The organism is Actinoplanes awajinensis subsp. mycoplanecinus (assembly GCF_001509495.1).
Classification (GTDB): domain Bacteria; phylum Actinomycetota; class Actinomycetes; order Mycobacteriales; family Micromonosporaceae; genus Actinoplanes; species Actinoplanes palleronii.
The window spans coordinates 14,205-36,412 of record NZ_LLZH01000342.1 but is presented as its reverse complement, the minus strand read 5'-3'; the positions used below and the strand labels follow the sequence as shown (position 1 = coordinate 36,412).

The 22,208-nt window shown below is 70.1% G+C and carries 27 protein-coding genes and 1 pseudogene; 8 read left to right on the top strand and 20 right to left on the bottom strand.

Going from position 1 to position 22,208, the window contains the following annotated elements:
• Nucleotides 1–162: 162 nt before the first annotated feature.
• From ADL15_RS48345 to ADL15_RS48315, 7 genes are read right to left on the bottom strand one after another with little or no spacing between them, the layout of a single operon-like run.
• Complete coding sequence (locus ADL15_RS48345; RefSeq protein WP_067707418.1) at nucleotides 163–504, bottom strand: hypothetical protein; 342 nt, start codon at nucleotides 502–504, stop codon at nucleotides 163–165.
• Between the two features lie 23 nt (nucleotides 505–527).
• On the bottom strand, nucleotides 528–932 hold the full coding sequence (locus ADL15_RS48340) for a hypothetical protein (RefSeq protein ID WP_198171343.1): 405 nt from the start codon (nucleotides 930–932) through the stop codon (nucleotides 528–530).
• Between the two features lie 2 nt (nucleotides 933–934).
• Complete coding sequence (locus tag ADL15_RS48335) at nucleotides 935–1,345, bottom strand: hypothetical protein (RefSeq protein WP_067707413.1); 411 nt, start codon at nucleotides 1,343–1,345, stop codon at nucleotides 935–937.
• On the bottom strand, nucleotides 1,342–1,914 hold the full coding sequence (locus ADL15_RS48330; protein WP_067707410.1) for a head-tail connector protein: 573 nt from the start codon (nucleotides 1,912–1,914) through the stop codon (nucleotides 1,342–1,344). Before ADL15_RS48330 ends, ADL15_RS48335 begins: the two co-directional genes overlap by 4 nt.
• Nucleotides 1,915–1,951: 37 nt before the next feature.
• Nucleotides 1,952–3,238, bottom strand: coding sequence for a hypothetical protein (locus ADL15_RS48325; protein WP_067707407.1), 1,287 nt, complete (start codon nucleotides 3,236–3,238; stop codon nucleotides 1,952–1,954).
• Nucleotides 3,238–3,912, bottom strand: coding sequence for a head maturation protease, ClpP-related (locus ADL15_RS48320; protein ID WP_067707405.1), 675 nt, complete (start codon nucleotides 3,910–3,912; stop codon nucleotides 3,238–3,240). The genes ADL15_RS48325 and ADL15_RS48320 overlap by 1 nt, the downstream gene beginning before the upstream one ends.
• The gene (locus ADL15_RS48315) at nucleotides 3,893–5,128 is read right to left on the bottom strand and encodes a phage portal protein (RefSeq protein ID WP_067707402.1); all 1,236 of its coding nucleotides are present in this window, start codon (nucleotides 5,126–5,128) and stop codon (nucleotides 3,893–3,895) included. Before ADL15_RS48315 ends, ADL15_RS48320 begins: the two co-directional genes overlap by 20 nt.
• A 46-nt stretch (nucleotides 5,129–5,174) precedes the next feature.
• Here ADL15_RS48315 and ADL15_RS52415 point away from each other — a divergent pair, with 46 nt between their 5' ends.
• Nucleotides 5,175–5,504, top strand: a complete 330-nt coding sequence (locus ADL15_RS52415) for a hypothetical protein (RefSeq protein WP_157442075.1) — start codon at nucleotides 5,175–5,177, stop codon at nucleotides 5,502–5,504.
• Complete coding sequence (locus ADL15_RS48310; protein ID WP_083972627.1) at nucleotides 5,479–6,966, top strand: hypothetical protein; 1,488 nt, start codon at nucleotides 5,479–5,481, stop codon at nucleotides 6,964–6,966. The genes ADL15_RS52415 and ADL15_RS48310 overlap by 26 nt, the downstream gene beginning before the upstream one ends.
• A gap of 147 nt (nucleotides 6,967–7,113) precedes the next feature.
• On the opposite strand, the gene ADL15_RS57320 is transcribed toward ADL15_RS48310, so the two are convergent.
• The 6 genes from ADL15_RS57320 to ADL15_RS48290 all read right to left on the bottom strand — a co-directional run bounded on the left by ADL15_RS57320 (nucleotide 7,114) and on the right by ADL15_RS48290 (nucleotide 10,194).
• A complete protein-coding gene (locus ADL15_RS57320) occupies nucleotides 7,114–7,257 on the bottom strand; it encodes an HNH endonuclease (RefSeq protein WP_394327005.1) in 144 nt (47 codons plus the stop codon).
• Between the two features lie 122 nt (nucleotides 7,258–7,379).
• Nucleotides 7,380–7,625: a hypothetical protein gene (locus ADL15_RS54830; protein ID WP_067707399.1), complete on the bottom strand. Its 246-nt coding sequence runs from the start codon at nucleotides 7,623–7,625 to the stop codon at nucleotides 7,380–7,382.
• 74 nt (nucleotides 7,626–7,699) lie between these two features.
• Nucleotides 7,700–9,109: an AAA family ATPase gene (locus ADL15_RS48300; RefSeq protein ID WP_067707395.1), complete on the bottom strand. Its 1,410-nt coding sequence runs from the start codon at nucleotides 9,107–9,109 to the stop codon at nucleotides 7,700–7,702.
• The gene (locus ADL15_RS48295; RefSeq protein WP_157442074.1) at nucleotides 9,106–9,501 is read right to left on the bottom strand and encodes a hypothetical protein; all 396 of its coding nucleotides are present in this window, start codon (nucleotides 9,499–9,501) and stop codon (nucleotides 9,106–9,108) included. The genes ADL15_RS48300 and ADL15_RS48295 overlap by 4 nt, the downstream gene beginning before the upstream one ends.
• 53 nt (nucleotides 9,502–9,554) lie before the next feature.
• A complete protein-coding gene (locus tag ADL15_RS53790; protein ID WP_157442073.1) occupies nucleotides 9,555–9,728 on the bottom strand; it encodes a hypothetical protein in 174 nt (57 codons plus the stop codon).
• A 247-nt stretch (nucleotides 9,729–9,975) separates the two neighbouring features.
• Nucleotides 9,976–10,194 carry a helix-turn-helix domain-containing protein gene (locus tag ADL15_RS48290; protein ID WP_232345073.1) on the bottom strand — a complete coding sequence of 73 codons (219 nt, stop codon included), beginning with the start codon at nucleotides 10,192–10,194 and terminating at the stop codon, nucleotides 9,976–9,978.
• 145 nt (nucleotides 10,195–10,339) lie between these two features.
• Here ADL15_RS48290 and ADL15_RS48285 point away from each other — a divergent pair, with 145 nt between their 5' ends.
• Nucleotides 10,340–10,531: a hypothetical protein gene (locus ADL15_RS48285; RefSeq protein ID WP_067707390.1), complete on the top strand. Its 192-nt coding sequence runs from the start codon at nucleotides 10,340–10,342 to the stop codon at nucleotides 10,529–10,531.
• Here the strand turns inward: ADL15_RS48285 and ADL15_RS48280 are convergent.
• Nucleotides 10,520–11,965 (bottom strand): recombinase family protein, encoded by a 1,446-nt coding sequence (locus tag ADL15_RS48280; RefSeq protein ID WP_067707388.1) that lies wholly within the window; start codon nucleotides 11,963–11,965, stop codon nucleotides 10,520–10,522. The genes ADL15_RS48285 and ADL15_RS48280 overlap by 12 nt on opposite strands.
• A gap of 81 nt (nucleotides 11,966–12,046) precedes the next feature.
• Here ADL15_RS48280 and ADL15_RS48275 point away from each other — a divergent pair, with 81 nt between their 5' ends.
• Genes ADL15_RS48275 through ADL15_RS48265 form a run of 3 tightly spaced genes read left to right on the top strand, consistent with a single transcriptional unit; the run spans nucleotide 12,047 to nucleotide 13,690 of the window.
• Nucleotides 12,047–12,289 (top strand): L,D-transpeptidase family protein, encoded by a 243-nt coding sequence (locus ADL15_RS48275; RefSeq protein ID WP_198171341.1) that lies wholly within the window; start codon nucleotides 12,047–12,049, stop codon nucleotides 12,287–12,289.
• Between the two features lie 43 nt (nucleotides 12,290–12,332).
• Nucleotides 12,333–12,689 carry a GntR family transcriptional regulator gene (locus tag ADL15_RS48270; protein ID WP_067707386.1) on the top strand — a complete coding sequence of 119 codons (357 nt, stop codon included), beginning with the start codon at nucleotides 12,333–12,335 and terminating at the stop codon, nucleotides 12,687–12,689.
• Nucleotides 12,686–13,690, top strand: coding sequence for a hypothetical protein (locus tag ADL15_RS48265; RefSeq protein WP_067707383.1), 1,005 nt, complete (start codon nucleotides 12,686–12,688; stop codon nucleotides 13,688–13,690). Before ADL15_RS48270 ends, ADL15_RS48265 begins: the two co-directional genes overlap by 4 nt.
• A gap of 146 nt (nucleotides 13,691–13,836) precedes the next feature.
• Here the strand turns inward: ADL15_RS48265 and ADL15_RS48260 are convergent, their stop codons facing one another.
• The 3 genes from ADL15_RS48260 to ADL15_RS48250 are packed head-to-tail and all read right to left on the bottom strand — an operon-like array spanning nucleotide 13,837 to nucleotide 18,535.
• A complete protein-coding gene (locus ADL15_RS48260) occupies nucleotides 13,837–15,294 on the bottom strand; it encodes an MDR family MFS transporter (protein ID WP_067707381.1) in 1,458 nt (485 codons plus the stop codon).
• The gene (locus ADL15_RS48255) at nucleotides 15,291–16,778 is read right to left on the bottom strand and encodes an NHL repeat-containing protein (RefSeq protein ID WP_067707378.1); all 1,488 of its coding nucleotides are present in this window, start codon (nucleotides 16,776–16,778) and stop codon (nucleotides 15,291–15,293) included. Before ADL15_RS48255 ends, ADL15_RS48260 begins: the two co-directional genes overlap by 4 nt.
• On the bottom strand, nucleotides 16,766–18,535 hold the full coding sequence (locus tag ADL15_RS48250; protein ID WP_067707375.1) for a flavin-containing monooxygenase: 1,770 nt from the start codon (nucleotides 18,533–18,535) through the stop codon (nucleotides 16,766–16,768). Before ADL15_RS48250 ends, ADL15_RS48255 begins: the two co-directional genes overlap by 13 nt.
• 118 nt (nucleotides 18,536–18,653) lie before the next feature.
• On the opposite strand from ADL15_RS48250, the gene ADL15_RS48245 reads away from it, so the two are divergent.
• A complete protein-coding gene (locus ADL15_RS48245; protein WP_067707372.1) occupies nucleotides 18,654–19,334 on the top strand; it encodes a response regulator transcription factor in 681 nt (226 codons plus the stop codon).
• Here the strand turns inward: ADL15_RS48245 and ADL15_RS48240 are convergent.
• Genes ADL15_RS48240 through ADL15_RS48230 form a run of 3 tightly spaced genes read right to left on the bottom strand, consistent with a single transcriptional unit; the run spans nucleotide 19,328 to nucleotide 21,077 of the window.
• On the bottom strand, nucleotides 19,328–19,948 hold the full coding sequence (locus ADL15_RS48240; RefSeq protein ID WP_198171340.1) for a TetR/AcrR family transcriptional regulator: 621 nt from the start codon (nucleotides 19,946–19,948) through the stop codon (nucleotides 19,328–19,330). The two genes, ADL15_RS48245 and ADL15_RS48240, sit on opposite strands and share 7 nt — an antisense overlap.
• Before the next feature lie 59 nt (nucleotides 19,949–20,007).
• Nucleotides 20,008–20,373: an SgcJ/EcaC family oxidoreductase gene (locus ADL15_RS48235; protein ID WP_067707367.1), complete on the bottom strand. Its 366-nt coding sequence runs from the start codon at nucleotides 20,371–20,373 to the stop codon at nucleotides 20,008–20,010.
• Nucleotides 20,373–21,077, bottom strand: a complete 705-nt coding sequence (locus ADL15_RS48230) for an SDR family NAD(P)-dependent oxidoreductase (RefSeq protein WP_067707364.1) — start codon at nucleotides 21,075–21,077, stop codon at nucleotides 20,373–20,375. The genes ADL15_RS48235 and ADL15_RS48230 overlap by 1 nt, the downstream gene beginning before the upstream one ends.
• A gap of 185 nt (nucleotides 21,078–21,262) precedes the next feature.
• On the opposite strand from ADL15_RS48230, the pseudogene ADL15_RS56950 reads away from it, so the two are divergent.
• Nucleotides 21,263–21,661 (top strand): annotated as a pseudogene (locus ADL15_RS56950) (LysR family transcriptional regulator); the annotation flags it as partial.
• Between the last annotated feature and the right edge of the window lie 547 nt (nucleotides 21,662–22,208).

Here is a 22,208-nt window from a genome sequence, read left to right as displayed (position 1 = left end):
CGTTCACCCCGCTCTCATCTGTTCGCCAGCTCTTGGCGCTGCTGCTCACGTGCCAGGTAGACGTTCCAGTGCATCCATTCGCGCTGCGAGACCCGGCGCCGCATCTCCGCAACGGGCATCCGCAGCTTCGCTGCGAGGATGAAGTCGAAGTGGAACGCCGGGTCAGTCTCCAGACGCAGGTACGTCGCTTTTCTGGGCTCCCTCGCTGGTGCCGGCCAGCTCGCGGATCGCGTCGGACACCCGAGCGACATCGCCGGCCGCCGAGGGGCGCTTGCGCCACGCCTCCACCTGCTTCTCGGTCATCTTCGGCGAGATCATCGCCGTGGTGATCGCCTTGTTCTCGTAGTCGTTACCGTCGCCCTCCTGAGAGGTCTTGGCGATCAGGAACGACTCGTAACGGGACAGGGCTCGGACCGTGACGACCTTGCCGCCGGACAGGGTCACGTCGCGGGTTTCGTCCTCCCCGGCGAGCAGGTCGTCGGCGGTGGCGTGTTCGGTGCTCATGGAGTGGCGCTCCTCTGTGCTGGTTAGCTGGCCTGCGGGTCACTGTCGACGTCGCCGGAGAACTGGAGATCGACCGCCCACGTGACGATGTCGGCGACCGGGTGCGTCTGCGTGTACTTCGTGACGAGCGCCTGCACCACGTCCTGCGGCTTGCCGGTGCCGGTGCCCTCGGGGCGGTGGACGAACTCAACGACGGTGCCGACCAGCGGCTTGATCACGGCCCGGGGGCCGGTCACGGCGGTCGAGTCGTAGAAGCCCGAGATGGTGGCGTTGCCGTTGAGCAGACCGCCGCTGAAGACGTGCGAGTCATTCCCGTAGGTGGTCACGTCGTGAGAGTCCGCAGAGAACTCCAGCTGCGAGTTGTTGCTGTAGTCGGTCAGCTCGACCCCGTCGAGCTCGACTTCGGTCTTATTGCCGCGAATGATCACGGTCATTCCCTTCCGGACCCGATGATGTCTGCGGTGAACGCCGCGGCGAGGTAGTCGACGCCCGCGACGGTTTCGACGTCGAATGAGCAGGACGTGACCGTGAGGTCGTCGCACGACGTCCAGGTGTGTGCTTCCATGCGCGCCTTGACGCTCTGACCGCCCGCGCCGGCCGCCCAGGTGGCGACCTGGTCGCGGGTCGATGGTTCAGTGGGCTCGCCGGCCAGCAGGGCGATGGGCAGGCCGGTGATCCTGTCGACGCCCCGGCCGTACGCCGCATCGAAATCGACGGACGCGGGGTAGGAGACGTAGCCGGCCGGCGGCGAGAGGGTGGCGGGCGGGTAGGCGAAGACGTTGAGCCCGGTGATCTCGCCGAGCACACTGGCCACTTCATCCATGATCGCCGAGAGGTTCATACCGCCCACCGCTCCCGGCGCAGCCCGGCGACCGCGGTCCGGAGATCCGGGTCGAGGCTGGCGCCGAGCATCTTGATCTCCGTGCCCTGCGACGGCGACCCGGCGATGCCGAACGGTGAGTCCCGGCGTTTCGCCAGGCGGGCCGCCTGCAGCAGCGCGGCGTTGACGACCTCGGTCGGAACGGCCGGCCAGCCCCAGAGCGCCTCGATCGTGAGCACGCCACCGCGAGGCGAGCGCAGCTCCGTCCAGACGCGTCCCTCGGCCACCGCGTTGCGGGGGTAGAGGCTGGTGCCGGTGACCGCCAGCGCGGACTCGTCGAGCACCTCGACGGGCGCGGTGGCCAGGTCCGGGATCTCGTAGACGTGGCTGCCGAGCCGCCGGTCCCACACGCCCTCAACCTCGCGGACCGCCGGAGCGTCCACGACGCCGAACTGACGGTGCGTGTAGTTGTCGACGCAGCGAGAGGCGGTCGTGACGTGGATCGCCAGCTCCGCATCGCCGTTGGCGTGCGTGATGTTCAGGTAGTGCTTGAGCTGCGCAAGCGTGATGTAGTCCGGCTTCCAGGCCACGGCCGCCTCCCTCCTGCTACTCGTCGTCGGTGGTGGATCAGGCGACCGGGTCGTAGGTGACCTGGCGGACGCCGTTGATGTCGAGGTTGGCCAGGGCGATGTCGCCGTAGATCCCGATGGTCACGTGCGAGAGCTGCGGGATATTCGCGGTCTGCACGGTCGCGCCGAAGTTCCACTCGAGCCGCTCCGGCGCCGACGCCCACCCGCGCACCTTCTGCGGGTCGAACAGCCAGCTGTTCGCCGAGGCGGTGCCGGTCGCGCCGAGCGCGTACGAGGGCACCACGCGGGTGCCGGCGACGTTGAGGTAGCTGAAGAGCGCCTCGGCGGTGCCGTTCGCGTTGGTCGGGTTGATCATCGGGTACAGCGGCCGGCCGGCCGTGTCCTTGACCCGGGCCAGCATCTTGAACAGGTCAATGTGCGCGGCGAACGCCCGGAAGCGGTTTCCGCCCCGGACGAACTGAAGCGACGCGATGGCCGCCTCTAGGTCGCCGACGCTGATCAGGTCCGACGCGTTGGTGCCGGCACCGGCCGTGATGGCGATGTCCGCCGCCGCGGTGAGGGTGTTCAGGAAGGTCGCAACCGCGGCCTCCCGGTCCTCGTAGTACTCCCGCAGCATCTGGTCCCAGAGGATCCCGGACAGCTCCGGGCGGCCGCCGCGCCGCGCCGTCTGGCGGGTGATCTCGACCTTGCCCCACACCTGCGTGGGCGTGATGGTCTGCATGGTGAAGGCGGCCGCTCCGGCGGCGGGCTCGACGCCCTCGGTGGCAGGGCCGACCATTCCGCTGGAGGAGCCGAACTTCGGCACATCGAACGGGGCGCCATCCGTGGGGCCGGACCCGATCATGTCCCATAGCGGGGTCGCGTAGTCCATCTGCGGCTGCCACAGCTCGGGCGCGTAGCGGTTCGGGTTGAGCGCGGCCGTGTCGGCGCGGTCAACGTCGTTGCGCGGGCGGAACGCCGCGCCGAGCAGGGCGCTAACGCGCTTCTCCGCCTCGGGCGCACGGCCATCCTGGTTGATGATCGCGAACACGTCCGACGAGAAGTCGTGACCGTTGGTGCCCGGCTGGAAGATCGACCGGCCCGAGGTCCGGGCCACGTTGTACGGGAGCGGCTCGCGGGTCACGACCGCAGTGGCCGGCCGGGCCGTCATCGGGACGGTGTTGTACGCGGCGTTGCGGTTGCGGATCTCGTGGTCGCGCTGGGCGCCCTTGAGCTCCGTCTCCATGGCCTCGTACTCGGTGACCTCGTCGTCGGTGAGGCTACGGTCCGCAGCCCCGTCAACGAGCGCGGTCATCGCGGAGGTGATCTCCTCGATGGTGCGCATCAACCCTCCCGGGTTGTCAGGGCCCGAACGCGGGCCGTGATGAGCCGAGACCGGTTGTCCGGCCCGGAAGTCTTGGTGTCGCGGCCGCCGGTCACGCGGTCCGCGAGCTTCGCGGCCACGGCCTCGGCCGCCGAGTACCAGGTGGTGGCGGTCATCGCCTTACGCCAGGTGGCGCGGCTGCCGCCCGCTCGCGCGGTGTAGATGTCGGCGATGTCGTCGCTGAGCATGTCGACCATGTCGGCGATCTCGCGCAGCTCCGCCGGGTTCCCCTCGGCCACTACCGCGGCATCGTGGATCATCATCCGGCCGCCGGTCATGATGTCGACCGTGTCGCCGGCCTGCGCCAGGAACGAGGCGGCGGAGCCCGCCAGGCCATCGATCTTGACGGCGACCTTCGCCGGGTGCGACCGGAGCGCCTCGTACATCGCCATCGCGTCCCATGCGAATCCGCCGGGCGAGTTGATGTGCACGTCCATCGCCTTGGCGTCGAGCGCGTGCACGGTCCGGACGAAGTCGGTGGCGTCGTTGTCCAGCCCGCCGATCATGCCGAACACGGTCAGCTTCGGCACCGCGGCGTTGGTCACGGTGAAGCAAGGGGTGTCGTGGTTCGCGACCCCGTTGACGGCACGCCAGCTCGCGCGGAGCGCGGCGAGGTTACTCGGCAGGTGGCGCATCGTCGTCCCCCTCGTCGTCGGCCGGCGGCGCCGGGGCGGGAGCGGGCTCCGGGAGCGGCGGCAGGTTGCGGATGGCGCGAGCCTCGTTCTTGGTCAGTAGGCCTGCCTCAACCTGCTTGACCAGCAGATCGATCTCGACGGCGATGTTGGGCCGCTCGAGCGACGCGAAGTCGAACTCACACCACCGCGGGTTGGCCAGCAGCCGGGAGGCGCGCTGCTCGAAGCGGCTCGCCCAGTGCCCGAGCACGTACTTGCTCAGACCCCGGTTCTGCTCGTCGACACCGGTGCCCCAGCTGGTCTGCTTGTCGGTTTGCATGAGCAGGTGCGGCGGCACGCCGGAGTAGCGGGAGATCTCCTCGATCGAGAACTGGCGAGACTCGATGAACTGCGCCTGCTGCGCGGTCATCGTCCAGGGGGTGAACTTGAGCCGGCGCGCGATGACCGCGATCCTGCCCGCGTTCTCCACACCGAGCACCGCCCGGTCGAGGTCCTGCCGGATCTTGACGGGGTCGGTGTCGTTGACGTCGTCGTCGTACTCCGGCGTGACCATGCCGCTGATGAACGCGCCCTGTGAGAACGAGCGGCCCGCAGCCTCGTCGCCGGCCACTGCGGTGCCGAGCGCGTTCACGCCCGCGTCGAGGATGCCGATGCCGGTCTTGCCGTCCATGGACAGCGCCGGGACGTACCAGAAGTCGTCGCCGTCGAGCTTGACCTGCGAGTTGTTGTCGAGCGTGACCCAGAACCACAGTCCGCCGCTCGGCTGCTGCGAGTCGGCCGCGGTGGGCAGCTCGACGCGGAATGCCGACGGGGGCACCAGCGGTAGCGCGACCAGCGCACCGGCCGCGTTCCGGACCTTCAGGGCACCGCAGCGGCCGTGCAGAATGAGCTGCGCGAACGCAGTCTCTTTCCACTCGAACGGCGTCTGTCCGTCCGGGTCCGGGTTGTCGAAGATGCTCGGGACCTGCTTGCGCGCCTCGCCCGTGCTGCCGCCGGTGTACGACTTCAGCGCCAGGCTCGCCAGCGTGCCAGCGATCAGGTTGACCGCCCGCCAGACCGCGGACTGGCCGAGCGCCTCGCGCTCGCCGACGTTGACGCCGGAGAGGCTCCGGCCGCCGGGGGAGAACATCGAGGCGACCAGCTGATCGGTCACGGGCCGGGCGACGGCGTTCGTCGGCGACGCGAAGCGTCCCCGTGCGTCCCGCAGCCTCGCGCCCATGATGCTGAGGTTACCTCATTGCTGCTTCAGCAACTACTCTCGGAGCATGGCATTCCGCAGCGCAGGGTCTATGGAGAAGGCGGTGCGTGCCGCGCTCGGCGCCAAGCCTCCGGCGGACAGCGACAAGGCGACCGCTGAACTGGCACTGGTGCTGGCGCGGCAGGTGGACGAGTGCGGCGTGGACTACAAGACGTCCGGCGCGCTGCTGGCCGCGCTCGAGGCGCTGCAGATGTCGCCCCGAGCCCGGGCGGCCGCACCGTCGAGGGGCGGTGAGAAGCGCGATGACAAGCCCGCTGCAGCTGCCGGCCTCGACGAACTCCGAAACCGTCGTCTACGGAAGTCCAGTTCCGGTGATCGAGACACCGCCACGCCGTAGCGACCTCGAGACCAACGAGGACGCCTCGTGGGGGTACGACTTTATCGACTTCGTGGACTACATCGGCGCCGAGCTCGACCCGTGGCAGAAGCGCCTGAGTATCCACCTCGGCGAGCTTGACGCGCTGGGCCGGCCGATCTACGACACCGCGATCATCATGGTCCCTCGCCAGAACGGCAAGACGGTATGGACTCGACTGCTGATCGCCTACTGGATGACGCAAGAGCAGGTGCCGACCATCCTCGGCACGTCCTCGGACCGCGGCGAGGCGAAGCGATCGTGGGACGAAGTGGTCACGATGATGGAGGGGAACGAGGCGCTCGCGGAGACCCTCCCGGGGAAGCACACAACAGCATCGAACGGGTACGAATCGTTCTTCAACAGCTACGGCAGCAAGTACCGGTTCGCCGCCCCGAACCGGCGGGCTGGCCGCGGCGGAACGCTGCACCGATGGATCTGCGACGAGCTGCGCGAGCACAGGAACCGGGACTGCTGGAATGCGGCCATGGGTGCGATGGCCGCGGCGGCCAGCACCGAGGCCGGCGCCCTGGCGGTTTGCATCTCCAACGAGGGCGACGAAAACGCGACGGTGTTGCACACGGAAGCCGACGCGGCTGAGCTATTCGCGCAGACCGGCGAGGGCAACCCACGGACGTACTTCGCCGCCTGGCGGGCGGACAGCGACGCCGACCCGGAGGACGTGGAGCAGCTGATCAAGTCCAACCCGGGGCTCGGCCACCGCGTCTCGATCGACTGGCTGATCGGCAAGGGCAAGGCGGCGAAAGCGGCCGGCGGCCGGGACCTGGCGGACCACAAGACGGAGCACATGTGCGTGCGCGTCGACCGCCTCGACGCGGCCATCCGCCCGGAGGACTGGGCGGCGTGCGGCGTGCGGCCAGACAGGGTCGTCGACATCACGCAGCACCGGCGCCGGCTCGTGCTGGCGCTGGACATCGCGCACGAGGACGCGGCCCACGCCACGCTGACCGCGGCGGCCGTTATCGACGGCGCGACGCACCTGCAGGTCGTCAAGCAGTGGCAGGGGCACGATGCCCGGGCGCAGCTCCGGCGTGACCTACCCGGGCTGCTTGCAAAGGCGCGGCCACGGAAGCTGTTGATCCAGAGCGGTGGGCCGGCCGCGGCCATCGCCGCCGAGCTGCAACAGCGGTCCGGGTGGCCCGCTGGCGTCCGACTGGAGATGCTCGCCAGCGAGGATGTCGTACGCGCGTGCATGGGGCTGGAAGAGCAGGCCGCAGCGCGGCAGCTACAGCATCCGTTCGATCCGCTGCTCGACAAGCACGTGGCGCTATGCGAGCGCCTCCCGCAGGGCGACGGCTGGCGGTTCTCCCGCAGAGGCCCGGCGCCGATCGACGCTGCGTACGCCGGCGCGTTCGCCGTGCATGGTGCCCGGGCGCTACCGGTGCTGGCCGAGTACCGATCGGCGTACGACGACCACTCATAACCCTAATCCCTATGGGCCATATTCGTTTTTACGGTCCGAACTAATCGGGGCCCCTGGGCGGCCGGTTTCTGGCGGACGCCGGGGAGGGAAAAACACTTCAGCGGGTGGTTGGGGTGCCCTGAATCTTGAAGAATTCGGACATTCTTCTCACCACCATGGCAGTGCACGGTGCTCGGGTTGCGGCACCGGCTCGCGGTCACCGCGACCGAGGTTGCACGCTGAGCATGATGCCCGGCAGTTCGCAGGGTCGTACTTGTGTCCGCCTCGGGACAGCAGCTGAATGTGGTCCACGCAGTCCGCGGCGCCCGTGCACTTCGGGCCCGCGATGGTGCACGTCCATCTGTCCCGCTCCAGGATGGTCAGGCGGAAGCCACGCCACCGCGTATCGCTTCCGCCTGACCACTGCTTGCTCACTAGAACCTCGCCTCGCCGGTGTGTCCGCTCTTGGCGATGTCCTGCCAGAACTGCTCGACCTCGGCCTCGGTACCGAGGTACCCGCCGTGATCCTCGCTCAGCTCGCCGCACGTGGGCGTGATGGGTACGGGTAGTCGCGTGATGTCGCCCTCGGTGATGAGCCAGGCGATCACGGGCTCCGTGTGCAGCGTGCCGTTGTGGTGGGTGTGCACGACCCACAGCGGATATCCCTGAGGTGTGATCACGGTTTTTCGCCTTCCGTTGCGAGCACCACGGTTCCCCACCCTTATAGGGGTGGGGAAGACCGTTGTCCAGAGTGCTAATTGACCGTGGTCAACCGTTGCACACCGTTGTCAGTATCGGTATTAGGCCAGCTCAGCGGCGGTATGGCGAAAGCGTTGTCGACCGTTGCGGACCGTTGCGGCAAACCGTGGTCGGAACCGTGGTCGGCAACGGTCGCCGCAACGGTTCCGAAGAGCCCATCTTCCAGCCCCTCGGCGGGCTCGGTGAGCCGCCAGCGGCGACCCGCGTTGTCCGTTGCGCCCTGCTTTTTGCCGTGGTTCAGTGCTGCCCGCACGGAGGCATCCTTGAACGGCTCCCGCTTCGCGCTCTTGCAGGCCACCTTGACCTCACGAATAACCTCGGCAAGCGTCATCCCGAAGCGATGTGGATCGAGCTGGTCAAGCACGCGATGCACCACGCCGTAGCAGTCTGTCGAGCGTCCCTCGGCGACGGAAAGCTCAACCTGTTCCACTGCGGGCTCCGTGGTCCGCTTGTCGCGCTGCTGCCCGATGACCAGCGAGGAAATCTTGTCGCCGTCATCGTCGAGGCCGAGGTCGATGACGTCCATGATGAATGACCACTTCGCGTCGTCCGAGCCGTCTTTCATCTTGTCGCAGCTCAGCGTGAACGCGAGATTCTTGTCCTTGTCGACCCGCCATTCCGCGTCCTGTGCACCGTCGATCGCGGACGCACCTCGAGCGTCGCCACCGGCGCGCCCCGTGTGGTGCACGACCAGGACGCAGCAGTCCGCAGCTTTCTTGATCATGTCGACCGCGCGGACCCAAACGCCCATTTCGGAGTTGCTGTTCTCCTCCATGCCGACGCTCAGGCGAGCCTGCGTGTCCAGCACGACGAGGCCCGGCTTCCGCTTCGCCACCAGCGTCACCAGCTCGCGCCACTGTGCGGAGACGCTCGACTTGTCGTCGCCACGGGCCTGGACCGGCACAGGGAGGATGAGCAGGCTGTCCAGGTCCGTGCCGTGGCGCCTCTCCCATGCCGACACTCGATCCTGGAAGCCCTCGGCGCCCTCGGCCAGGACGTAGAGCACCTCGCGCTGCTCGACCTTCCGCTCCCGCCACTCCAGGCCGGCCGCCACGTGCGCAGCCCAGTCCAGCGCGACGAACGACTTGTACGACCCCGGCGCCCCGATTAGCCACGTCGCGGAGCTCAGCTTCAGCACCCCCTTGATCAAGTGCTTCGGCCGAGGCCGATTGCGGAGCTGCCCCGGCGTGAGCAGTTGCGATTCAAGTGAGGCCGGCTGCGCGGCCTCGACCGCGTGTACTCGGTCCGCCTGCAGCCTCGCTATGGACGCTGCGTACTCCGCGTCCTCGACGTTCGCGCAGGGCAGGCAGTACATCGGCCGCACGCTCCTGAGTGACTCGTTGAGCGACCGCGGATGCACCAGCTCGGCCTCCGTGGTGCCGCATTTGACGCAGGGGCGGGTCATGGGCCCACCGCCCGCAGGCGCACCAGCTCGGCCCGCAGGCTGCCGGACATCGTCGACCAGGCCGCGGCCGCAGCAGCAGCCAGCTCCGGCGTGGCCACGTCGACCGGCCCGATCAGCCGCAGGCCGGCCGTGACCCACTCCGTCCGGTACACGCCACCGGCGACCGGCATGAACGCGATCTCCCGCATCCGTGTCCGACCCTCGTACAGCTCGATCGGACCGACCCAGAGCACGCCGAGGTGCTCGCCGAGGTACCAGAACCGATCACCCACCTGCAGGTCGAGCATCGTCGACCGGGAGTGGTCGAGGCCGTGCAGGCGCATCAGGTCGCCGAGCTCGAAGGATTCCGCCTCGGTCAGCAGCGCGCTACCATTCACCTCAGTGTTTGCCACACTTTGAGGGCCGCCTACCGGGATGGGGCGGCTCTCGCCATTTCCGGGGTTGATCACTTCGCACCACCGGCCAGCAGCGGGCGCAGCTTCTCGACCTGCTCGGGAGTGAGCTCCGGGGCTCGCCGGACGATCGAGTCGATGTACGCGTCGAGCGAGTGCCGGGCCGCGGCGGCCTTACGGCCGCGATCGGACAGCTGTTCGGGGGACAGGGTTTTGGCCGCAGCCATCGGGACCTCATCAGGGATTTCAATGAGGCTTGGCAGTCGAAGCCGAGTTCATGCCTGCCGCGTGACGCCCTGATAAGGGGTGCTCGCCTACGCCAGCCGGGGTAATTTCCTGCGTCCCCGCAGGGCGGTCCCGTCGTTCCGCTAGCCGCTTTCGCGTTGCGGCCAACGATAGACACTAACTAGCAAGTCCGTCAAGCCCGATCATGGCGCTGACCTGCGGAAACCTGCTAGGTACCTGCTATGTGGACTACTCCTCGGCCCGCTCCGGCCGGTGCTCGCGGACCCATGCCTGCACTTCGTCGATCAGCCAGACCTGCACGCCGCCCGGCAGCGTGTCGAATGGCTCCGGGAAGTCCTCGCGGCGGTCGTTGACGATCTGATTCACGCGCTGCCGGGCGACGCCGAGCCGGTCGGCGATATCGCCGGTGGTCCACAGCTTCCGCGCCCGCGCCATCACGTTGATCACCGTACGTACGGGCGAACTTGCTTATTGTCCGTTCGGAGGTCCTTTACCACCAGCAAGGTTGCGCGTAGCTTGCTACCTAGGTCGCGGCGCTCGGCTGACCCCCCATGTCCCGGGCGCCGCTTCCTCTCAAGGCCGGAGGCGCAGGATGGACCGAGAGCAGTGGTGGCGGGTGCTCGACGAGCGGATGCGCGAGCTCCTCGACGAGACCAGGCCGGCGCCGGAGGACGGGATCGACATCCTGCGCGCCATCGCCGTCGAGCCGGGCTCCGGCCTGGTCGAGATCGCGGACGGCGTGTACAGCGCTCAGCGCGACGGCGGATGGGGGTCAACCGGCTAGGCGTAGCTCGCGCCACGTCCGGTCGTCGCCTACCCAACGGGACTCGTCCAGGCGCATCAGCGCATCCTCGGCGCGCTCCTCTGGCGTCGCCCAGCGAGAGAAGCGGCGCAGGGACGGTCCGAGCCTGATCTCCGCCAGGTGCCGGACCACGCTGCGCTTCGCCGCGATCTCCATTCCTGCCCATACCTGCCCCGGGTCCACCGCGCCGGTGAGGTCGTCGAGCAGCCCACCCACCCCATCGGGCCGCGCTCGGCGTTTCGCGTCCTCGATCAGCGGCGCAAGGGCGCGTTCCTTGCGCGCCAGTGCTTCCGCGCTGATCCCGTCGACCGCCTCGAAGCTCTGGCGCGCTTCCTCGAGCTGCTGCTCATATCGAGCCTGCTCCGCCTGCGCCTGCTCGAGGTCCGCACTGTCGCGTGCGAACAGCCCCCGGGCGTTCGGCAGCGCCAGGCGAGCCAGGATTAGGCGCTCGACGACCGCGTCCAGATCCTCGCGGACGATGCCGACGCAGCTGTCCGCGAGGCACTTAAGCCGCGGGCGGTGCCCGGCCCGCTCGTCGTGACTGCCGAGGCGGCCGCCGCACGGCGCCTGCGCGATATTGGTCAGTAGCCACTTCGCGGAACCCGGACGGGTCGTCCTGCGCTCGGGAGCGGACAGCAGCGCCTGCACGCGCCAGAACTGCGCCTCCGGGACGATCGCCGCCCACTGCGCCGGGTAGTCCGTGCCGCGGTGTCGACGGATGCCGGCGTACGCGCGATTGCGCGCGATGGCGCGGAGCGAGTTGCGGTGCCACCCGGGGCCCGTCGGTCCGGGGACATCCCGGGCGCGCAGGTCGTCGACGAGCGTGATTATCGGCGTGTGAGCGTCGAGCCGAGCGAAGATCTCGCGGATGGTGTCGGCACGCTCGTTCGGCGTCCACCGTGGCCTGCGCTTGTCGTCGTACTCTGCGGTGTAGCCCAGCGGCGGCCGTCCGTGCGGGCGGCCCTCGGCGGCAGCCTTGTCCACGCCGCGGCGTACGTCCTTACTGAGCGCGCGAGCGTAGTACGAGGCGTTGACCGCCTCATCGGCAAGGGTCTTCCAATCGCGATCGTCGCTGGGGTCGTACGTGCGCCGGTCAGCGAGCACGTGGATCAGGATGCCCATCTCCGCGCAGGCGCGCAGCAGCGGGAACCAATCGATCTCGTCGCGGGAGCCGCGTGCGATCTTCCAGAGCACGACCACGTCCAGCTTCCGGGCGTGCAGGTCTGTGATCAACCGCGCCCAGTTCTCGCGTTCCTTCTGTCGGTAGAGGCTCGCGGACGAGTCGTCCTGATATTCCCCAGCCAGCATCCAGCCCTTGCCCGCGACCGCCTCGCGGCCGAGGTCTAGCTGATCCTCGATCGACTTTGCCTCGCCTTTTGAGTTCCGGCCGTAGACCCCTGCCCGCGTCGCTCTCATGGGCTGTACAGTAGCCTCTAACGACATGCCACTCAGGCGGAACGCCTCGCCGCGTACCCGACCCAGTACGCCTACGCCGCGGTGATCAATTTCAACCGCCCGGCCGGGGTGCACTGGGACGCGAAGCGCGGCGAGTACGTGACGAGCACACCGTCCCGGATCGGCGGTGGGTCGGCGGTGTTCCTGCACGCCAGCGGCAAGGGCTCGACCGCCGGGTGCGTGTCGGTGAGCCGGGCGAACGTGGCCCGCCTGCTGAAGTGGCTCGACCCGGCCCGGCACCCGCGGATCGTGATGGCCCCCGCGTCGGCACTCACCCGCGCATAGAACTACTTGTTCTAGTTGGCATAGAACAAGTAGTGTCATCGTCATGCTCTGGAGGATCGACCCCACGAGCGACGAACCGCTCTATGCGCAACTCGTCGTGCAGGCACACCTCGCGGCGGCCCGCGGCGAGCTCACCCCGGGTGACCGGCTGCCGTCCGCGCGGGAGCTGGCCGAGTCGCTGGATCTCAACGTGCACACCGTGCTCAAGGCGTACCAGCAACTGCGCGACGAGGGGCTGATCGAGCTGCGTCGCGGGCGGGGAGCGGTGGTCGCCGCCCGCGACGCCGCCGACCTCTCCCCGGTCGAGCAGGCGCTGACCGCCCTGGTGCGGGTGGCCCGCGAGGCGAAACTCTCCACAGAGACCCTGACCGTGCTCGTCAAGGAGGCCATGAACCGATGATGACCCGAATCGTTCCCACCCTCGACGATCGTTCCTGGCAGCCGCGAGCCCGGCGGGTGGTGCTGTGGTCGTCGGTGTTCGCGCTGGTGGCCGTCGCCGTGGCGCTCGCCGTCGTGTGGTCCTGGCGGGACACCCTCCCGGACCCGCTCGCCTCGCACTGGGGGCCGGGCGCCGACGCGCCGGACGGCTTCACCTCGTTGCCCGGGCTGGTGTTCCCCACGGTCGCCCTGGTGATCCTGGGGTGCGCCGCGTTCGGTGCGATCGGCCTGCTCCGGGGCGCCGCCGCGGTGACCCGGCGGATGGTCGCGGGGTCGTCGGTCTGGCTCGGCGGGTTCACCGCGAGCCTGCTGCTGTTCGTCACCGGCACCCAGCGCGACCTGGCGGACCCGAGCCAGGCGCGGTTGAGCGGGTGGGCGCTCGCCGCCGTGATCGTCCTTCCGCTGGTGCCGGCGGCCGTCGCGGCGCTGCTCGCCGGTGGGGACCGGCCCGCCCCGGCGACCACACCGGTGGCCGCGGACGCCGCGCGGATCGCGCTGACCGACGGTGAACGGGCGGTCTGGATCCGGCGGGCCAACGGCGGTCCCGGCCTGATCGTCGGCGCGGTCGTGGCCGTCGCCACCGTGGTGCTCGCCGTGGTGCTGCGCGAGTGGGCCCTGCTGACCGTGCCGGTGCTGCTGGCGGCGCTGTTCGCGGTGATGTTCGCCTATACGGTGCGGGTCGACGCGACCGGGCTGACGGTGCGGTCGCTGCTGGGCCGGCCCGGCACCCACATCCCGGCGGACGAGGTGGAGCGGGCGTCGGTCGTCCAGGTCGAGCCGCTGCGGGAGTTCGGTGGCTGGGGCTGGCGGGTGGGCCGCGGGGGACGGGTCGGGGTGGTGCTGCGGTCGGGCGCCGGGTTGCTGGTGGAGCGGACCGGCGGCCGTTCGTTCGTGGTGACCGTGGACGATGCCGCGACCGGCGCCGCGCTGCTGAACACCCTGGCGGACCGCTCCCGGCGGTGACCGACCGCCCGGCCGGGCGGTTCGCTGCCCGGCCGGCCGGCGGAGTGCCGGGCCGGCAGAGTGCCGCCGGCGGAGTGCCGGGCTGGCTCCCAGGGGTGTCACGACGGCCTTGACACACCCCTCAGCGCCAGCCGGGACCGCAACCGTCAGCGGGCGGTGGGTGACGGCGCGGGCTTGTCCAGGCTCGTGCGCAGGGTGACCGGTTTCAACAGGACGGCCGCCACCACACCGAGCAGCGCCACCCCCGCCGAGATCGCGAACACGTGCCCGGTCGCGTCCCCGTACGCGATCGGGGCCGGCACCCCGGCCGCGGTCCCCGAGGCCACCTGACGAGCCAGGATCGCGCCCAGCACGGCCACCCCGATCGTCCCGCCCAGGGACCGGAAGAACGACACCGTCGCGCTCGCCGCGCCGATGTCCGAGAGCGGCACCGCGTTCTGCACCACCAGCACGAAGTTCTGCAGGGTCATGCCGACACCGGCACCGATCAGCACCATCGCCACCGAGATCCACGGCAGCGGCGTGCTCGCGTCGAGCAGGCCGAGCCCGGCGAAGCCGATGGCCAGGCTGATCGCGCCGCCGACCAGGAACGGCTTCAGCCTGCCGTGCTTGCTGATCGAGCGGCCGGCCAGGATCGACGAGACCAGGATGCCGGCCATCATCGGGATGCTGAGCAGGCCCGCCTCGGTCGGTGTGTGGCCGCGGCTGACCTGGAAGTACTGGCTGAGGAAGACGGCCGCGCCGTACATCGCGGTGCCGGCCGCGAGGCTGCCGAGGATGGCCAGCGCGGTGGTGCGCTGCCGGACGATCCGGGGCGGTACGACCGGTTCGGCGGCCCGGGTCTCCACCCACGCGGCCAGCACCAGCAGCACCAGCGTGCCGCCGACCATCACGCCGGTCTGCCAGGACGCCCAGGCGAAGCTGTCGCCGACGAACGACACCCAGATCAGCAGCAGGCTGACCCCCGCGGTGATCAGCGTGGCGCCCCAGTAGTCGATCTTCACGTTGTCCCGGCGGAGCACCGGCAGGCGCAGGGTCAGCTGGAGCAGCACCAGGGCGATCAGGGCGAACGGCACGCCGATGAAGAAGCACCACCGCCAGCCCAGCCAGGACGTGTCGACCAGGAACCCGCCGAGCAGCGGCCCGCCGATCGTGGAGAGCGCGGTGACGCTGGACTGGTATCCGGCGTACCGGCCGCGCTCGCGGGGCGGGATCATCGCGCCGATCGCGATCTGCACCAGGGGTTGCAGGCCGCCGACGCCGATGCCCTGCAGCGCGCGGGCGGCGATCAGCTGCCCGCCGGTCTGTGCCAGCCCGGCCGCCACCGAGCCGGCGATGAAGACCACGGTGGCGATCTGGATCAGCGTCTTCTTGCTGAACAGGTCGGCGAGTTTGCCCCAGATCGGGGTGGCCGCGGTCGCGGCGAGCAGGGTCGCGGTGACCACCCAGGTGTACTGGGTCGGCGAGCCGTGCAGGTCGTGCAGCATCCGGGGGAGCGCGGTGGCGACGACCGTGCTGGCCAGGGTGGACACGAACAGCGCGAGCAGCAGCGCGCCGAGCGCCTCGAGGATCTGCCGCCGCTCCGGCGCGCTGGTGTCACTCATGAGATCCCCACGGGTAGCTGAAGGACCAGGCCGTCGGCGGCCAGGTGCAGGGTTCCGCCCGGGCCCGCGGCGAGTCCGGCGAACGGCCGCGGCACGCCTGGCAGACCGTGGGCGGTCAACAGCGGTTCTTCGGTACGACCGGAAGCCCCGACCGCCAGCCCTTCCGCGACGATCCGCGTCGAGGAGCCGTCCAGGGCGATCGCGAGCACCCGGCCGTTCCCGGTCTCGACCACGAACAGCTCGTCCCCGCTGATCGCCAGCCCCTGCGGCGCGGACAGTCCACTCGCGACCTCGACCGGGACACCGGCGTCGATCCGGTACACGCTCCCGCGCTCCTCGTCGCTGACGTAGCAGCGCCCGTCGGAGTCCAGCGCCACGTCCACCGGCCGGCCCAGCCCTTCGGCGAGCACGCTCACCGCGTCGTCGGCGTCGATGACCAGCACCCGCCCGGCACCCGCTTCGGCGACCACGAGGGCGCCGTCAGGTCGTACCGAAAGCCCTGTCGGCCGATCGAGGCCTGCCGCGCGCAGACGAGCGGACCCGGACCCGGGATCAAACGTCTTGACCTGGCCGTATTGGCTGGTCAGATGGAAGAGCCCGGCGGAGGCGGCGATGCCGTGGGCGAACGTGTGCAGCGCGAACGCGTCCGGCCCGGCGATCCCGTAGTGATCGGCCGCGTGCACCGCCCCGGCCAGGTCGACGGTGACCCCGTGCGGGCCGTTGAGCCCGCCCGGCACCACCTCGCGGGTCCGCCCGTCCGGCCGCACCTCGGTGATCCCGCCGCCGGCGTAGCTGGACACGAACATCCGGTTCTCGTCGTCGAACGTGGCGTTGTCCATCCCGACGATCCCGGTCGTGACCAGGCTGCGGCGCGCGCCGTCGAGCCGGGTGACCGTGCCGGCCGCGTCCCGGGACAGCACCAGCAGCGCACCGGCCCGGTCGAAGCGGACCGCGACCGGTTCGGGCAGGCCCTCGGCGACGAGTTCCGGGTCCCCGCCGTCGACCGGGATCCGCCACACCTCACCGGTGATCATGTGCGGGTAGTAGAGCCGTCCGTCCGGCCCGGCCTGCATGGCGTTGCCCATCGCGAGCGAGCCGGTCAGCACCACCGGCGCCCGGCCGTCGGTGAACAGCTCGAGCAGCCGCCCGCCCGGGATCATCTCGTTGACGAACAGCCGGTCACCGACGCAGGTGATCCCGTTCGGCAGCCGTACCTCGTCGGTGACCAGCTGGAACTCGCCGCCGGGTGAGCGCCGCCAGACCCGGCCGGGCACCAGGTCGGCGACGTAGAGCGAGCCGTCGGCGCCGAACGCGAGATCGTCCGGCGCCTGGATCGGCCCGTCCGGCGCGACGATCACCTCGACGTCGCCGGTGGCCGGGTCGACCGCGGCGATCCGCCCGGCCAGGAACTGGGCGACCCACAGCCGCCCGTCCGGGCCGAGGGTCACCCCGTTCGTGCCGCGCAGCGGGGTCAGTCCCGGCACAGCACCTCGTCCATCCCACCGGTCTCCCGCCAGCGGCGCAGCAGGTCGTGGAAGACCACCGGGCCCGGGCCGAACGAGTTGTTCACCGGTCGCGGCTTGCCCTCGCCGTTGTAGTACCCCGGCGTGCACTCGGCCTGGAAGGTGAAGTTGTTCGGCGCGGTCTCCCGGATCGTGGCGATCCAGCCCTCCTCGGCCTCCAGGCTCGGCTCGATCCACTTGGCGTTCTGCTCGGTGGCCGCGCCGATCAGGGCGCCGATGTGGGTGGCCTGCTCCTGCAGCACGTGGGTGAAGTTGACCGCGGCGGCGTTCTGCAGCGACCCGAGGTGGAACAGGTTCGGGAAGCCGTGCGTGTAGAAGCCGTGCAGCGAGCGCGGGCCGTTGCGCCACGCGCCGAGCAGCGGCATCCCGTCGCGGCCATAGACCGGCAGCGTGCCGGAGAGCACGCCGGAGATGCCGACCTCGAAACCGGTGGCGAAGATGATGCAGTCGACCGGGTATTCCTGGTCGCCGACCACCACACCGGTCGCGGTCATCGCGGAGATGCCGCCGAAGTCGGCGGTGTCGACCAGCGTGACGTTGTCGCGGTTGAACGTCTGCAGGTAGAAGTCGCTGAACGTCGGCCGCTTGCACATGTAGCGGTACCAGGGCTTCAGCAGCTCGGCGACGGCCGGGTCGGTGACCACCTCGTCGACGCGGGCGCGGATCTCGTCCATCTTGCGGAAGTCGGCGAGCTCGTCGTGGTACTCGCGCTCCTCGTCCGAGACGGTGCTGTCCCGGGTGCCGGTGAGCATCTGCCGCTGCAGCCGGGCGGTGCTGGTCCAGCCGTCGTCGATCAGGTCCTCGGCGACGTGGCCGCCGGTGACCAGGGTGAGGAAGTTCTCCATCCGTTCGCGCTGCCAGCCCGGCTCCAGGGTGCCGCCCCACGCCGGGTCGATCGGGCGGTTGCCGCGGACGTCGACGGTGGACGGGGTGCGCTGGAAGACGTAGAGGTGCTCGGCCTCCGCGGCGACGTGCGGGATGACCTGGATGCCGGTGGCGCCGGTGCCGACCACGGCGACCCGCTTGCCGGTCAGGTCGTAGGACGCGTCCCAGCGGCTGGTGTGGAACGTGTGGCCCTGGAAGTCCTCGACACCGGGGATGCCGGGGAGCTTCGGCTGGGTCAGGGTGCCCGACGACATCACCACGTAGCGGGCCCGGAACTGGTCACCACGGTCCGTGGTCACCGTCCACTCGGCGGCCGCCTCGTCCCAGCGCAGCTCGGTGACCCGGGTGTGGAACATGGTGTCGGCGTACAGGTCGAACTGCTTGGCGATCGCCACGGCGTGCTGGCGGATCTCCTCACCCGGCGCGTACCGCCACTTCGGGACGTAGCCGACCTCCTCGAGCAGCGGCATGTACACCGTGGACTCGATGTCGCAGTGCACGCCGGGGTAGCGGTTCCAGTACCAGGTACCGCCGAAGTCACCGGCCTCGTCGAGCATCCGCAGGCTCTGCACGCCGGCCTGGCGCAGCCGTGCGCCGGTCAGCAGCCCGCCGAAGCCGGCGCCGATGACCAGGGCCTCGACCCGATCGGTGACCGGCTCCCGCTCGGTGCGCTCGGTGTACGGATCGGTGGCGTAGTAGCCGAACTCACCGGCTGCGCGTCGATACTGACCGTTACCCTCGGGCCGGACGCGGCGGTCCCGCTCCAGCCGGTACCTGGCGCGCAGCGCCTCCAGTTCGTCGGCCTTGTAACGGTGCGGGATGTGGGAGGACATACACGGCCCTTTCACGGAGATCGTCCGGTGTGGTCAGAGCCAACCCAAGCGCTGAATTTAAAGCAACTGCTTGACTTAGAATGTGGCCCAGGGCACTCCGGCGGCGGAAAGGGTAGTCATGAACGCTACGGAGAGTCACGAATCTCGGCTGCTGGTGGTGGCGCCGGAACCCGGCCTGCGCGGCTCGCTGACCGCCCAGCTCAGCCTGGCCGGCTACCTGGTCACCTCGGCCGCGACCGGTGCCGCCGCGCTCCGGCTGCTCGGCGAGCACCACATCGACCTGATCGTGGTGGACGTGGAGATCCCGGACATGCCGGCGCTCGCCCAGGACCGCCCGGACTTCACCGGGACTCCCCGGCCGCCGGTCCTCTGTGTCACCGCCTGCGAGCTCCTCGGCACGCTGGTCCCGGTGCTCGGCACCGAGGTCGAGGACTACGTCACCAAGCCGTTCCGCGACGCCGAGCTGCTGGCCCGGGTGCAGGTGCTGCTGCGCGACCGCCGGATGGCGACGGCCGAGGTGCGGCACGGCGACCTGCTGCTCGACGAGATCACCTGCCAGGGCCGGCGCGGTGACCGGCCGCTCGACCTGACCCCGGCCGAGTACCGGCTGCTGCGGCACCTGATGCTCAACGCCGGCCGGGTGCTCTCCAAGGAGCAGCTGGCCCGGCACGTCTGGCAGGAGTCCCGCGGCGACAACACGGTGGAGCGGCTGGTCTCCCGGCTGCGGCAGAAGGTCGACGAGACCCCGCCCGCGCTGATCCACACCCATCGCGGGTTCGGGTACACGCTGCGTCAGTGAGCGGCGCCGCTGACCGGCGCCCGGTACAACCCCACGATCGCGTCGATCAGGATGGTCGCGGTCGCCGGCCAGTCCGGGTCCGCGGTGCGTTCGCGCTGCGCGCAGAAGTGCATGAGCAGCGTACGGGCCATGTCGTCCCGTTCGGCGCACACCGCCGCCGTCAGCTCGGGCAGGCAGCGGTGCAGCGCCGTGTGGATCGCCCGGAGCAGGGTGACCTCGCCGAGCTCGGTGGCGGCCAGCTCCCGCAGCTTGGGTTCGGTCATCACCTGGGCGGCGAAGCGGGCGTACCAGCTCGGTGCGCCCAGCTCCGCCAGGTGCCCGGTGACCGGCAGCACCACGCAGGCGACCCAGTCGCGTAGCTCGGTGCTGCCGTCGTACCGGGCCAGCAGCTCGCCGCGGATCCGGTCCATCCCCTCGGCGTGCCGCCGGACGATCGCCCGGATCAGGTCGGCCTTCGTGCCGAAGTGGTAGTTGACCGCGGCGTTGTTGCCCTGATCGGCCGCCTCGGAGATCTGCCGGTTGGAGATCGAGAAGACGCCGTGCTCGGCGAAGAGCCGCTCGGCGGTCTCGATGATGCGCTGGCGGGTGTGCTCCACCCGCCGGGTTCCCTCCATCGTCGCCGACATCCATCCTGGTGACTGTCTCCACTGGCGGCCCCGGGCAGACCGCGATATTACCGGGGCGACACGTGGTAGTGGGCGATCCGCCAGCCGTCGTCACCGTTCCGGGCGATCACCGTCAGATTGACCGGGACCGGTTGTCGCTCGGGCTGGGCGAACGTGAAGTCGGCGGCCACCCAGCCCAGCACCACGTCGTCGGCGAGCCGGCGGGCCAGCCGGACCCGGTAGGCGACGGTCATCCCGGCCGGTTGCGCCGCGTAGTAGTCGGCCACCCCGGCCGGCCCGATCGTGTACGGCCGCAGCCCCTGGAAGACCGCATCCTCGGTGAAGAGCGCGGCCACCCGCCCGGAGTCGTGCTCGCCGATCGCCTGCTGCCAGCTGTCCAGCAGGTCGCCCACGATGATCTCGTCGCTCGTCATCAGTGACCCGCGCTCTGGCCGCCGTCGACGTGCAGGATCTCGCCGGTGACGAACCCGGCCTGCTCCAGGAAGAGGATCGCGTCGGTGATGTCGCTGATCTCGCCGAGCCGGCCGACCGGGTGCAGCCCGGCCAGGAACTCGTGCGTCTCCGCCGGGTGCATCGGCGTGCGGATCACACCGGGGGAGACCGCGTTGAACCGGATGTCGCGGGTGGCGTACTCGATCGCCAGCGACTTGGTCACCGCGTTCAGGCCACCCTTGGTGAGCGACGCGTACGCCGACGGCAGGCTGCTGTTGGCATGATCGGTGAGACTCGTGGTGATCGTGACGACGTGCCCGCCGCCACCGTGCGCCAGCATCGCCGCGACCGCGCGCTGGGTGACCGTGACGAACCCGCGCAGGTTGATCCCGGTGACCGCGTCGAAGTCCGCCGCGGTGTAGTCGGTGAACGGCTTCGCGATGAACACCCCGGCGTTGTTGACCAGCGTGTCGATCCGCCCGAACTCCGCCAGACCGGATTCGATCACCCGGATGCCGACCGCCGGGTCGGCGATGTCACCGGCCACCGCCAGCACGCCCGGATCGCCGGACGCCGTGATGTTCCGCGAGTTCGCCACCACCGACCAGCCGAGCTTCCGGTAGGCCGCGACGGTCGCCGCCCCGATACCCTGCGACGCCCCGGTGACCACTGCAACCTTGCTCATGACCTGCTCCTCGTGTCGTGCCACTTCCTTCTGCGACCGACGATCCCTCGCCCCGCGGCCACCGGCACGACCCGTTTCCTCCCGCCTGAGAGGCCGTAGCTACCAGGCGGTTGTCGGCTTGCGGTCAGCCCTATTCGGTACGAATGCCGAGCGCCCGTCCGTAGGCTACGAGCCGGGTCCCGCCCGTGAGGCCGCCGCGACACCGCTGCCGGCCCCGGACCGCAGCGCGCCTCCCGGTTTTCGGCTGGCTCTCAGGGGTGCCTCGCAAGCTCGGACACACCCCTGAGAGCCAGCCGGGGTCTCGGGGCGCGCTGCGGCCGGGAGTGGCTGCGGTCCCGCGTTCGCCTCATGGGCGGGACTCGGCTTGTAGCCTGCGGACGAGCGCTCCGTATTCGTACCGTAAAGGGGTTGATGTGGAGCTTCGGCAGTTGCGGTATTTCGTGGCGGTGGCGGAGGAGCTGAGTTTTGCGCGGGCGGCGGAGCGGCTGCGGATCGCCGGGCCTTCGTTGTCGCAGCAGATCAAGGCGTTGGAGCGGGATCTCGGGTCGCGGCTGTTCGATCGGGATCGGCGGAGCGTGGCACTGACCCCGGCCGGGACGCTGCTGCTGCCGCGGGTGAAGGCGCTGCTGGAGCAGGCCGACGAGCTGCGGCGGACGGCGGCCGGGCTGTCGTCGTCCGGGCCGGTGCGCCTCGGGTATGTCAACTGGCGCCCACCCGACCTGGAACAGCAGACCGCCGGCGCGGCGCAACTGCTCGTCGACGCGTGGGTGTTGCCGTCGCACGCGCAGGCCGCCCGGGTGGTGGACGGCAGCATCGACCTGGCGATCTGCTGGGCGCCGGCGACCACGCTGGCCGACGAGAAACTGGAGGCGCGGCTGCTCGGCGCGGATCGGCTGTATGCGCTCAGCGCCGGTACCGGAACCGGTCCGGTGCGAGCCCGGGACACCGTGGTGCTGATCGACGCCGACGAGACCAGCTGGTCGTCGTGGAACCGGTGGGCGCTGGCGCTGGCAGCGGCGACCGGCGCCCGGGTGGAGCACGTCACCGAGGGCGGGGCCACCGGGGCGGCGTTTTTTGATCACGTACGACGGCTGGGCCGTCCGGTGGTCAACAACCCGAAGAGCCAGACCG